Origin of the sequence: Frankia sp. KB5, from assembly GCF_002099325.1 — a bacterium.
Lineage (GTDB): Bacteria > Actinomycetota > Actinomycetes > Frankiales > Frankiaceae > Frankia > Frankia casuarinae.
On the sequence record NZ_MRUJ01000201.1, the window covers coordinates 1 to 11,903 of the forward strand.

General features: G+C 68.5%; 13 protein-coding genes. 7 read left to right on the top strand and 6 right to left on the bottom strand.

The genetic code is table 11. The features are described from left to right. Positions 1 to 19 precede the first annotated feature (19 nt). On the bottom strand, positions 20 to 361 hold the full coding sequence (locus KBI5_RS18360; protein WP_085015943.1) for a hypothetical protein: 342 nt from the start codon (positions 359 to 361) through the stop codon (positions 20 to 22). 92 nt (positions 362 to 453) lie between these two features. On the opposite strand from KBI5_RS18360, the gene KBI5_RS18365 reads away from it, so the two are divergent. From KBI5_RS18365 to KBI5_RS18375, 3 genes are read left to right on the top strand one after another with little or no spacing between them, the layout of a single operon-like run. Further along, positions 454 to 1,317, top strand: a complete 864-nt coding sequence (locus KBI5_RS18365; protein WP_085015944.1) for a transposase — start codon at positions 454 to 456, stop codon at positions 1,315 to 1,317. After that, positions 1,292 to 1,753 (top strand): hypothetical protein, encoded by a 462-nt coding sequence (locus KBI5_RS18370; protein WP_085015945.1) that lies wholly within the window; start codon positions 1,292 to 1,294, stop codon positions 1,751 to 1,753. The genes KBI5_RS18365 and KBI5_RS18370 overlap by 26 nt, the downstream gene beginning before the upstream one ends. A gap of 25 nt (positions 1,754 to 1,778) precedes the next feature. After that, the gene (locus KBI5_RS18375) at positions 1,779 to 3,500 is read left to right on the top strand and encodes a hypothetical protein (protein WP_133057076.1); all 1,722 of its coding nucleotides are present in this window, start codon (positions 1,779 to 1,781) and stop codon (positions 3,498 to 3,500) included. Positions 3,501 to 5,648: 2,148 nt separating this feature from the next. Here KBI5_RS18375 and KBI5_RS26485 read toward each other — a convergent pair. Then, positions 5,649 to 5,825 (bottom strand): hypothetical protein, encoded by a 177-nt coding sequence (locus KBI5_RS26485; protein ID WP_206745266.1) that lies wholly within the window; start codon positions 5,823 to 5,825, stop codon positions 5,649 to 5,651. Between the two features lie 828 nt (positions 5,826 to 6,653). Between KBI5_RS26485 and KBI5_RS25920 the strand changes: the two genes are divergently transcribed. After that, positions 6,654 to 7,061 (top strand): hypothetical protein, encoded by a 408-nt coding sequence (locus tag KBI5_RS25920; protein WP_133057077.1) that lies wholly within the window; start codon positions 6,654 to 6,656, stop codon positions 7,059 to 7,061. A 77-nt stretch (positions 7,062 to 7,138) separates the two neighbouring features. Here the strand turns inward: KBI5_RS25920 and KBI5_RS26490 are convergent, their stop codons facing one another. The 4 genes from KBI5_RS26490 to KBI5_RS18395 all read right to left on the bottom strand — a co-directional run bounded on the left by KBI5_RS26490 (position 7,139) and on the right by KBI5_RS18395 (position 9,192). Continuing rightward, positions 7,139 to 7,279: a hypothetical protein gene (locus KBI5_RS26490; protein WP_157902546.1), complete on the bottom strand. Its 141-nt coding sequence runs from the start codon at positions 7,277 to 7,279 to the stop codon at positions 7,139 to 7,141. 101 nt (positions 7,280 to 7,380) lie between these two features. Continuing rightward, positions 7,381 to 8,199, bottom strand: coding sequence for an SAM-dependent methyltransferase (locus KBI5_RS18385; RefSeq protein ID WP_277870113.1), 819 nt, complete (start codon positions 8,197 to 8,199; stop codon positions 7,381 to 7,383). A 352-nt stretch (positions 8,200 to 8,551) separates the two neighbouring features. Beyond that, on the bottom strand, positions 8,552 to 8,920 hold the full coding sequence (locus KBI5_RS18390) for a hypothetical protein (RefSeq protein ID WP_085015948.1): 369 nt from the start codon (positions 8,918 to 8,920) through the stop codon (positions 8,552 to 8,554). Further along, entirely contained in the window at positions 8,908 to 9,192 is a 285-nt protein-coding gene (locus KBI5_RS18395; protein ID WP_133057078.1) for a hypothetical protein, read from the bottom strand. Before KBI5_RS18395 ends, KBI5_RS18390 begins: the two co-directional genes overlap by 13 nt. Before the next feature lie 949 nt (positions 9,193 to 10,141). Here KBI5_RS18395 and KBI5_RS18400 point away from each other — a divergent pair. The 3 genes from KBI5_RS18400 to KBI5_RS18405 all read left to right on the top strand — a co-directional run. After that, complete coding sequence (locus KBI5_RS18400) at positions 10,142 to 10,693, top strand: SAM-dependent methyltransferase (RefSeq protein WP_277870114.1); 552 nt, start codon at positions 10,142 to 10,144, stop codon at positions 10,691 to 10,693. Then, the gene (locus tag KBI5_RS28455) at positions 10,575 to 10,946 is read left to right on the top strand and encodes an SAM-dependent methyltransferase (protein WP_277870115.1); all 372 of its coding nucleotides are present in this window, start codon (positions 10,575 to 10,577) and stop codon (positions 10,944 to 10,946) included. The genes KBI5_RS18400 and KBI5_RS28455 overlap by 119 nt, the downstream gene beginning before the upstream one ends. Next, the coding region (locus tag KBI5_RS18405) for a hypothetical protein (RefSeq protein ID WP_085015950.1) at positions 10,943 to 11,903 on the top strand (961 nt) is incomplete at its 3' end. The genes KBI5_RS28455 and KBI5_RS18405, both read left to right, overlap by 4 nt.

Consider the following 11,903-nt stretch of genomic DNA (forward strand, 5'->3'; position numbering starts at 1 on the left):
CGGGTGGGGCTGGGCGCTGTCAGTGGTGAGAGCTGGGACCCGCGTAGAGGATGAAGGTGTGATCGATGCCCTGTTCCGGGGTGCCGGTTTTGGGTCCGAAGGAGGCAGGTAGTTCGGACTCGGTGTACCGGTCGTCGCTGGCCAGGTAGATCGCGATGGCCCAGTGGTCGGCGGATCCCTGGTAGCGCAGGCGCAGGATCGGTGTGGGGTCGCGATGGCCGGGCAGGACCGCGCTGACGTAGCAGAACTGTCCGCGGTAGCGCACGACCGGCTCGCCGAGCCGCGGCCAGCCACGGGTGACGTGGGCGATGATCCGCTCGGTGACGGCGGTGCGGGTGCGCGGGCTGGGTGTGTCGGGCACGCCGTTGATGATGGGCCCCCGCGGGGCGCGTCACGGACGGGTGCGGCGTGTCGCCTACGTCGAGGAGACGACCGGTTTCATAGGGTCCGGCGGTGACCTTGCCGGCGTCCTGGGCCGTGTTGCTGGAGATGTTCCGTCTGGGGTTTCGCCGCCGGGGCACGTTCACGCTGTTCACCGTGCTGGCCACCGGGATGGTGGCGCAGACCGGACGGCGCAGTGTGGTGGGGATGCTGTCCGGGGCGCGGATGGCCGGCGTGATCTCGTTTCATGCCGCGTGCCGGTTCTTCTCCCACGCGGTGTGGGACGTCGACCAGCTGGGGCTGATCGCCGCGCGGCTCGTCGTGCAGCGGCTGGTGGATGACGACGCGCCGGTCACGGTGGTGGTCGACGACACGCTGTTCAAACGGTGGGGTCGCAAGGTCCATCACGCGTTCTGGACCCATGACGGCGCGGCCCAAGGCGGCCGGAAGATCGCCCGGGGGAATCGGTGGGTGGTGGCCGGGATCGTGGTCCGGCTTCCGTTTTGCACTGCCCCGGTGTGCCTGCCGGTGTTGTTCCGGCTGTGGGCGGGTAAAGGCACCGCCAGCCCGGTCGAGCTGGCCGGACAGTTGCTGGGGCTGATCGCGGCCGAGTTCCCGGGCCGTCGCCTGCACGGGGTTGGCGACGCCGCCTATCACGGCAAGCCGCTGTCGTACAGCGCGGCGTTGGCCGGCAGCCGGGTCGTCCACGTGATCCCGGCCACCACTGGCGCCGCCACGCACCGGCAGGCGCGGGCGGCCCGCACTCAAAGGCGCCAGGCTCGGCAGGCCGGCCGCCGTGGCCGCGCAGGTCGCCGACTGGGAGAAGGTCACGGTTGCCCGGTACGGCCAGACCGAATCGGTCCTTCTCGCCGAGGTGCCCTGCATCTGGTACGGCAGCTTCGGCAACACGGTGGGCCGGTGTGTCCTGGTCCGTGACGAAGGCTCGGTCAGGCCTTATGACCTGGCGCTGTTCACCGTCGATACGACCGCCACCGCCGCCGGGGTGGTCGGGCGCTACGCGGTGCGATGGTCGATCGAGCCAGCCAACGCCACCAGCAAGCAGCAGACCGGTGTCGGGCAGGCCCGCAACCGGGTACCCAAAGCCGTCGAGCGGACCGTGCCGTTCGGCATGCTGGTGCAGACCTTGGTCATCATCGGGTATGCCCTGCACGGCTACCAGCCCGAGGACGTGCTCGCCCGCCGGCTCGCTGAGCCGTGGTACGAGAGCAAGACCGAACCGTCCTTCGAAGACATGATCGTCAAGCTGCGTCGAACCTTGATCGCAGCCAGATTTACCACGGTTCGCCCAGGTCACGTCGACCCCGATCTATTACGGGACTACTCCCTGGCCTGCGCGGCAGCCGCCGCGTAGGTGCGAAACACGAGAGAATACTCACATGCGGAAAACGACTGGCTCCTCGACCGAGGCAGCTGACACCAACCCGAATGCAGTCGAAGCCCCAGGAGTCTTTCGACTTCCCTTACTAACTGTCACCATCAGCACCGAGGATCCCGACGACGCGCGCATGGCGCTCGACTACTGGCAGCACCCGGCCGGCACTCATCTCCCGGGCCATCCCGTGTGGACCGTCAAGGTCACCGACCTGAGGGCCAGGGCCAAGGCGAGGGGGAGGAGCGGCCGGATCGACGAATACATTCGGTCCTTCTGCGTCGCTACATATGAGAAGCCAGACTGCGCGGAGTGCGGTGGTAGTTTCGTCGCAACCAGTCGATATCAGCTGCAAGATAAATTGTTTGACCGGTGTAGCACGTGCGTCGCGCTCTCCGACTCCGCGGCCACGGCCTCCGCGAGCGACCTGGGCGATCGCCCGATAGCCGCACCTGAGCCGGTCGTCATCGACAGTGCCGTGGCGAGGTTCTTTCCCGTCGTCGAAACGCCCGTCTTTGTGGAGGACCTACGGCGCTGCAACACAGCCTGCCTCACGGTACTCAATGCGCTGGCGCGGTATGCTCCGGGCTCCGATCCGATACCCGCTTCCGCGAGCCCGGCCTGGGGGCGTCCCCTCACGCCCAACTACTGCTACAGTTATCTCAGACACGCTTTCCAGTCGGGTTTTCTCAGCGTCCACCCGGCGTCCGACAAGAATTCTTTCGTTTGGCCTGAAGGTGAGAAAAAGAAACCCACCATCGCCGACATCGAGAGTATCTCCTGGTACCTCATCGGCAGAGGAACACCTGCAGGGCGCGCCGCCTACATCGACCGGGCGRTCGCTGAAATAATCGCCGGACCTTGGACCCTTGAGCAGCACGACGACGTCATTGAAGCCGCCCGAGGCTTCCTCACAGCGGAAGTCGAAGCCTACGTGGAACATCGACTGTTTGAAGCAGGATCAAGCGGTTACGACGTTGATGACTTGACGATCCTGGGAACAGTCGCTGATTCGATCGCCGAGCGCCACGGCCTCGGCCGTCTTTTCAAGTTTATGGCAGGGATCRCCCCGGATCTACCCGGGCAGGTAAACGCGGGCGAAAACCGTGTCGCTAGGCGCACCCTRCATCGACTAGCTGGCTACGCGAAATGGGCGGATGAAAAAGAGATCGAAGGCTACAAGTCAAGTCCGCACGACTTCCCACTTTCTGCGGCAACTCTCACCCTGTTCGAGAACCTGGGATTCGCGAATCCTGTCGCCGTCACCCTGACGGACGTCCGTCAGGTCGCTTTTGGAAGGCTCGACGCGGATGGCCGGGCCAAGGTCTTCCTGCGCAACGGACCATCAGATTCCGACGCGGAAGCGGCGCTCACGATGCTGACTGGTACCTATGTTCCGATGGTTAGCAATGGGATGAATACCGGCGATTTTCCCGCGAACTCTGCCGCGATCGAGGCGCTACTCGAAGTGCTCGGCAATACGGTTGACGTGGCCACAGGACATGTTAAATGGGGCCTACCGGCGGGTCGCGCACTTCAGATTGCATACTACGGTCTCGACCACCTGACCGGCCTACTCCCCAACTCCTACAAGCCCCTGGTCGGTGACATCACCGGGAACCAGATCCGATCAGCCGCCGACGAAGTACAAAACATCATCGAACGAGCGTTGACTGCCCGCCTGACAGCCGACACTGATGAGATAGCCCGCCTCCGAACGCTTACATGAAGCATCGGCAACGCGGCGGTCGACTTGCTGGTGCTTCGACCATTGCGGTTGAGGGCTGGTGCGCGACGGGTTAGGGACTGGCGGCCGGAGTCGCGGCGCGGCGATCGATGATCGCGTCGAGTCCCGTCAAATGCGGGCCTCGGTCTACGGTCGTGACCATATGGGCCAGTGCGTCGGTAAGCACGTAGGCCGACGTGTCCGTTCGCGCGACCAGGTTCCACCGGTTCCTTCCGCACAGAGCGACCGGTAACCCCCGCCGTTCGACAGATACGAGCGGATTCAGCCGGTACGCACCGGAGGCTGTCGCGGGTCCGTGAAAACTGGATCAGACATTCGCGAACCGCGACGGTCGCTGAGAAGGCCGCCCGCTGGGAGGCGGACCAGCCAGGCATGCCGCCGGAGATCTGACCGACGATCACATCTCCCAGCGCGACCGAGATCGAGCGCGCCTTGGCCTCGCTGCCGCTTGGACGCCCCCGCATGTCACCGAGCGCCCTTGATTGGTCGGAGAAACGAGCTCGCCGGAAGATCAGGCCGATTACCACACGAAAGGTGCGAGCAACACCCCCGCACGTGGGCACTGCCGCGCAGATCCACCATCGCTCCGATCACCTTGGGCTGGTCGATCACGCGACCCACCGGGCCGGGCTGCGCGGAATACGTGGAATGAAATGGCCGCCAGCGGCTCTCGCGACGGAGAAACGATGTTCCTCGAATCGAGGGTGCCTCGGCACGGGTTTGCGTGCGAGATTCGTTATCTCACCACCCTGGCACCGGCTTCACGCGCGATCCGCAGTCCTGGTGCATGACGAGCTGTCCGGCGTCGGCCGTCGGCGTCGATGGGATGCCCGCCTCCTCGATGGACTCGCGGCCATCGCGGCCCGTTCCCCGGCATCTTCCCCGCGACGACGTCGCTGCATCGCCGCCACCAGCGAGATCGGGATCCCGGCACGCCCTGAACCCTAGCCAGCAAGCGCTTCTTCCATCGACGCGCATCGGACGACCCGCGGATCCAGCTGTTCCGAGCGCGATGGACCTTGCGCTTCATCCGTTGTGAGCCTTTGTGACCGACGGTCGTGTCTGTCGTCTCGAATCGGCGCGCGGCGGCGATCGCCATGATGCCGCCTCCGCCGCCGTCGGTGAGTGTCGTGGTGGAGACGGACGGTGGGCGGTGGCGTCTGTTCCGGGAACCGTCCCCTGGCGGCCGAGCCGTCGCCCGCTACCTGCCGCAGAAGGACGGCAGAAGGACGGCGGCCCGCAAGAGCAGGTACGCGGTTCGGCGTGGCAGGTAGAAGAGGAGCTCGGGTTTCGCGCTACCCCTCGCCGTCCATCTCGCGTTGCGCGACGACGCGGCCGCGTCGCCACCGGACTGGCTGCCTCCCGGCGAACCCGCGGTCGTGTCCGGCGGCGCSCTGTCCGACGACCCGAGTCTGGTCGTTCCTCGCCGGCACCACCGGGTGTAGGTCTCGCAGTCCGGTCCGCAGACCTACGGCAGGCTGCAACGGCCTCAGTCCCCCCGCCGCCACCGCCGCCCGACGCGCCAGGCCCGCCTTTCGACCTGGATCTCTGATCGGACGACGGAGAGAGATCCCCACCCGGYGCCCGCCGGTACTCGGGTCCCCGCCGCGCCCGGAACGTCGCGCCCGCGCCACTACCGCCCGAGGCGCGTGGGCCGATGGCGGCGCCGATCACCCCGTCCGCGCCCGCTTCTGCATGCATGGCCGCCCGACGCTGTCAACATCGTTGATTATCTATCTGCTTCACGTCAGGCAGGTGCGGTGCAGGCAGACGCCCCAGTTCCCCGGAACTCGCGGGGCATTCCGGCCACGGAGGTCTCTGCACTTCATCCGTCATGAACCTTCGTGTGCGGCGGTCGCGTCTGTCGTCCCGTATCCGTGTGCGGCGGTGATCGCGGTGACGTCGCCTTCGCCGTCGTCGGCGAGTGTCGTGGTGGAGACGGCCGGTGGGCACTGGCGTCTGTTCCGGGAACCGTCCCCCACTGGCCAGATCGTCGCGTTCTACCAGCAGCAGAGCGACGGCCGTCCCCGCGGACACATCCGCGGTTCGATCTGGCAGGTCGAAGAAGAACTCGGGTTCGCGCTGCCCCTCGACGTCCATCTCGCGTTGCGCAGGGACCGCGCCCCCGCGTCACTGGACTGGCTGGCTCCCGGCGAGTTCCCGCTCGTATCCGGCGGGATCCTGCCCGACGAGCCGAGCCAGACCGTCCCCCGCCGCCACCACCGGGTATACACACCACAGAACGGCCCGCGGACCTACGGCCAGCTCCAGCACGCCGCACCACCCGTGCGCAGCTGGGAGAACCACCAGTACCGGCTGGAGATCCTCGGCACCGCCCCCACCCGCGAACCCGGCCCGCGGCTCACCCTCGGCGCCTACCGCGTCTGGGTCGACGGCCGCATCATCCTCGCCGGCSASGACCTCGACCTGACMACCRTSGACCCGMYSTCCGACRMCGCCCTKCGCCGCCTCGCCSRGCAGYKSCTGTCCTGGGAACGRGCCSCCCGCGGCTACACCGCSCGSCAGAYCRCRTTCCTCCAGRACGAYCTCGCCGMCCTCCAGRCMGCSCTCGCCRTMCCGGYSSCMCCSTACCCRCCCGGCACCCGCATCCRRGCACRSGGCKYCRCGGACGSRACCRCCKCACTSGGCACSRYCRTCACCACCGCMCGCGACARCACCGGRAMCCTKCACTACRTRTGGCGWCCCGACGTCTACGACCTSCCCGGMCACCCCTWCCGSMACCACCACRTCGACCACACCCTGRCSTCCCCSGAMCRYCTCGTCGAACCCACCCTGSAMGGCCCGGACACCGCSRTCGACGGCCCCAACGCCCCGATCGTCCTCACCTACGGCGCCCGGATCCGCACCATCGACCATCCCCACATCGACCAGGGCACCGTCACCCGCGCCCTCATCGGCCGCGACGACCTGATCTACGAGATCCAACCCGACGGAGAAACCAGCACCGTACGGATCTCCGCCCTGGACGTCGAACCCATCGCGGGAACCGCCTGGCCGACCATCGACGCCATCCTCGACGCCCGCGCCACCGCAGACCTTCCCCTGGCAGACGACGAGATCCTCGTCGCCCTCCGAGAACTCACCACCACCACCCGAGGGCCGCTGGGACCTGCGGTGAACTATCCCGCCCGGCCGCTCCACTCCTTCGACGTGACGCTCGACCCCGACTCCCCCGACCTCCCCGCACCGACCTTCGACTGGTTCCGCCGCGACGCGGCCACCCGACCCGCGTTCCTGACCGTCAACGGCGACACGGTACGGATCATCGACGCCGCCCACGGTTTCATCGACGTCAAAGCGGACGTGCTGACAGCCGCGCTGCGTCGCTCCGACACCGACCTCGCCACCCTCCTCGCCCAGCATTCGACGGTGGAACTGGACGGCGCCGAATCACATCTCACCAAAGCCGCCCTCGCCGCCGCCCACGTACCCGACATCACCACCGCCCCCACCGCCGACGGGCCCGGTCCACCCCCACCGGCGGCGGGTGAACCGGACCCGCCCTTCGAGCTGGACCTCTGACAGGACGGCGACAACCGAGACGACCGGAAAGGAATGGTTTCGCCGCATGGGGCCGGCGCCCCCGGGCCATCCCCCGTTCAGAGAAGCGTGACGACGACGATGAAGGCCACGATCAGGACGACGGCCACCAGACCGACGACGACCGCCAGCCGATCACCGGTGTGCAGCGCGCCGGAGATGTCCTGGGCCAGGTCCCATTCGGGGTCCCCGTCCGGCACCCACCCGTCCTCGAGAAAATCGCCGCCGCGTCCGCGACCGCCGCGCCCATGCCGCCACCGCCAGGGGCGCGCGGGCCGACGACGCTCACCGCCCGACGCGCTCACGGCTTGCGGGCCACAGCGGCAAACAGGCTCACCGCCGCGTCGCTCACCTCAACCGGCTCCGCGCCGTCCGGCCGCCAGCGATGCGCCACCACCACCCCGGGATCGACGACGTCCAGCCCGTCGACGAACCGCTCGACCTCGGCACACGTCCGGGTATGCGCGGTGATCCCATGGGCGCGGTACTGCTCGGCGGCCCTGCTCGCCGACGGATCAAGATCCGCCGTGACATGGCTCAGGACCAGGTAGCTGCCAGACGGCAACGCCCCGAGCAGCCGCCGGACGATCCCGTGCGGATCATCCTCGTCGGCGATGAAATGCAGGATCGCGACCAGGAACAGCGCGACCGGCTCGGACAGGTCGAGCATGTCCCGCACCACGGCCGCGTTCAGGATCCGGTCGGTGTCCCGCAGGTCCACGTCCAGATAGGCCGTGCGGCCCTGCGCCGAACTCGCGAGCAACGCCCGGGCATGGGCAAGCACAATCGGATCATTGTCGGCATAGATCACCCGGGCGTCGGGGGTCAGAGCCTGGGCGGTCTCGTGCAGGTTCGGCGACGTCGGAATGCCCGTTCCCACGTCGACGAACTGGCAGATGCCCCGCTCGGCGGCGAGCATTCGGACGGCCCGGGTCATGAACGCCCTGTTCGCCCGCGCCGTCGTCGCGATCGTGGGGAACACGGCCCTGACCTTCTCCGCAGCCTCCCGATCGGCCAGGAAGTGGTCCTTCCCGCCGAGGAACAGGTCGTACATCCGAGCCGGGTGCGCGATGGACATGTCCAGCACCGCCGGATCGGCATTGTCAGAGTATGAGGTCACCGCAAGGCCCTTCCCGCCGGCCCGCGGAGACCGCTCACTGACCGGACCCAGCGCCCCGACGGCCCCCGTCCCACGATGGCCTGTCTCGTGGACGGGCCACCCCTGGGGGAACTCGATCGGAGATCGAGGCTCGTACGGACCATCCGGTGGGCGYCCCAGAAAACCGGTGATGATCTCCGACGCCCGCGTCATGTCCCTCACCAGGCGTCCCCCACCGCGGGCGACGACCAGCCGATCTCGACGTCCGACGCGGGACGGAGAAAGCGGGCAGGACCTCGAGGCCAGCCCGTCTACGCGGCCCCACCCGGTCGGCCGTGACCGGCCGAGCGCACGGTGGGCGCGTGCCACCCCGCTACGCGCGAACATCCGCGTCCTCAGGACTCCAAGCGCCACCGAGCAAGGCGATGGCGCGGTACAGCGCGTCCGCGATCCTCCTCGCTTCCGCGATGGTCAGCCCGTCAATGCCGCCGTCCTCCTCGCCGCTGAGATCCAGGGCGATCACCGGCTCTCCCGGCGTCATCCCCGTCACGTACTGGCTCAGCGTGAGATGAACCGCGGCCTCGCCGCGCAGGCCCTCGATCGCGGGCAGATCGATCGCGGCGACCAGAGCGGTGTGGAAATCACCGCCGTTGTCACGCAGGTGCAGATGCCCGGGCAGCTGCTGGCACCACCGCGGGCAGCCACCGCCGACGCCCACGGCGTCGACGGTCAGGGACTGCACGCCCCGCCCCGGTTCTCCAGGCGAGCGGCGTCGCGAAGGCCATTGCGCCACCAGTCGACAGCCCACCAGACCACGAGGAAGCCGTAGACACCACCGGACATCTGTCTGCCCCGTATCAAGGCGAGGACGGCGAGTGCGGTGTACGCACAGCACGCCCGCGGGGCGATCACCCGCACCAGCAGCCGGCGCGAAATCCCCCGCGCGCCACCGATGACATACAAGGCTAGCAGCGCCGACTGCGCAACAAAGAAGCATCTGACGGCAACATCCACCGCGTTCACCTGAACGTCTCCCGGCCTTGGACACGCACCGCGACGCCGCGCCGGCTTGCGCGCCCGGCCGCTCTCTCGTCGCAGGGGAACGCAGCCTCACCGGCGGCGTTGACCTCCCGCCGCTTCACCGCGCGCCGGCCAAGCACGTGGAACTTCCTCAGGGGCAGGATGTCCGATCGCGGGACAGATTGATGGGGTGCGGCAAGCGCACGCATGGGCCTTCTCCTGAACTATCACCGAGGGCAGTGGGGCAGTGGGACGGGAGGCATCGCCACCATCGTGGCCGCCAGGCAGACCGAGAACATTCCCACCACCACGAAGGACTCGTTCCACCGTCCCGCCGGCCCTGAGCTGGGCAGACACGTCCCGTCGAACGCTTCTCTTCGTCCGAGCATCTCCCCATCACCCTGCTACCGGGCCGGCCAGCGCACCGACGGCGTGCCTCCACGTGCAGGTGCCGATCGCTGTCTACGCCAGACGCCGGCGGTAGGTCAGGACACGGCGAGCAGCCTCAGCAGTGCCTGGTGGTAGATGGCCTGGACGAGGGGAATCGACGCCAGGTCGGCGAACAGCCACCCGTGGCCGGGTCCTGCCCCACGGCCTCGTTGCGCGCGGACGAGTCCAGCTGACCAGATGCACACGTGGAGAAAGACAGGCCCCGCTACGAAGAGATGACCGCCTTCACGGATGTTCTGCCAGGTCAGCGGGGTTCTGTTGCGTGGAACGGCTTGTTCGTGATGGCGGGAATGACGATCTACCGCTGTCCAGGCGATCGTGTAACAATCCCGATTTGCCTACCGACAGTGAGGACCGGGCCCATGGCGGAGATCGACTGTAGAACGCACCGCGGCCACCCCGACCTAGCGGAGGATACCGAGCCGCTGGCCCGGCTTCTCCGCTCGAGCGCCCTCTCCGCCGGACCCAGCCGCTTCTCGCAGGGTCATTCCTGATGGGCGCCGACAGCGCCGACCCGGTGAGGGTCGAGGGGCCGAACGTGGCACGGGTCTACGACGCGCTGCTCGGCGGGGCACACAACTTCCCGGCCGACCGCGAGGCCGCAGCGAACATCGAGCGGACGGCGCCGAGTATCCGCGAGGGCGCCCGGGTCAACCGGCTCTTTCTCGGCGAGGCGGTCCGCTTCCTCGCCGGCCAGGCCGGCATTCGCCACTTCCTGGACATCGGGTCGGGCATGCCGACGATGGGCAACGTCCACGAGGTCGCCAGCGAGCAGGCCCCGAACACCAGGGTCGTCTACGTGGACAACGACCCGGTGGTGGTAGCCCACAGCCAGGTCCTACTCACGTCAACCCCGGGCGCGGCCGCCGTGGAGGCCGACCTCGCCGACCCCCCGGACGATTCTGGACGATCCGCGGGTCGCCGCGATGCTGGACCGGGCACAGCCGGTAGCGTTACTGCTCGTCGCGATCCTGCATTTCTTCCCCGACGACACCGGTCCGCAGCAGCTCGTCGCGCAGCTGCGGGACGCGCTGCCCGCCGGTAGCTACCTGGTCCTGACCCACGCGACCGGCGACGGGCAGTCCCAGGACGTCGTCGAGGCCGCCGAAACCTATCGGCGTACGACCGCGCGGTTCCAGCTGCGCAGCCGCCGCGAGGTGCTGGAATTCTTCGACGACTGCACGCTGGTCGAACCGGGACTGGTCCTCCTACCGGGCTGGGAACAGGACCGGCAGCGCCGTCGCACCACCACCGAGGATCGGCTGGCGGTCTACGCCGGCGTCGGGCGGATCTGGTGACTCTGTCCTCGCCGGGCCAGGCCCGGCTGTCCGACCTCGAGGTTCGGCGGCTGGTGGCGAAGGCCGAGGCGCGGATCGCCGCCGCCGTCGCTCGACTGTGGCCGCGGTCGGACGTGGCATTCAGAATGACCGTCGCCGTGGATGGCGCGTTTCGACGCCAGGTCAGTGTGGACGGCAGGTCCCTGTGCGCGACAGTGCGCCCCGAAGCATCGGACCTGACCAGAATGGCCAAGGGTGACCACGAAGCTCTCACCACCGTGCTGGCCGCCACGGAGGAGGGCGCGCAGAGTCGGACGGAGCGGGAAGCCGAGCAGCTCCAGGCCCTGGCCACCTACAGCACTCTGCGTGTCGCGACTCCCGTCGCATACCGCGACGGGGTGATGTTCACTCCATGGGTGACCGGTACCAGCCTGGCTGGCCGGCTACGGGCCGATCCGGCGATGCTCACCGAGCTGCTGGCGGCGCTGATGGACGACCTGGCCGAGCTACACCACAACCCGGCGGATCAGCTCCTCCAGGTCGCGGCACCCATGGGCGGCCGAACCGCGCCGCGGATGGTCACCGACGCGCTTAGCCGTTTGCCGGCCGACCTGCCCACCGCACCAGTGACAGCGGGCGAGGCCGGACAGGTGCGTGCGCTGGTGGGCACCCTGTCGGTGCGCCTCGGTCGATTGGCGGCCCAGCTGGACCCGACGATGTTCGCCCGCGCTGGGTTGGCCTTCGGTCTGCTCGCCCCTTCCCGGGTCCGCTACCGCGCCCCGGAGGGTCGGGCGGTATTGGGGTCGGCCGACCTCGGACCGGGCGGGGACATCGTGGACAACGCCACCCTGCTCGGCCACCTGCACCTGCTCACCGTCGCCGGCCCGCCGCCACTGCGGGCCGAGCTCGCCGACGGGATCGAGGCGTGGCTGTCGGGCCGGCTGGCCGCCTGCCGTGGCACCTGGCGGGAATGGCTGT

Coding starts and splice junctions, on each gene's coding strand:
- KBI5_RS18400 (WP_277870114.1), top strand. CDS start 10,142: ATGGGCGCCGACAGCGCCGACCCGGTGAGGGTCGAGGGGCCGAACGTG.
- KBI5_RS28455 (WP_277870115.1), top strand. CDS start 10,575: ATGCTGGACCGGGCACAGCCGGTAGCGTTACTGCTCGTCGCGATCCTG.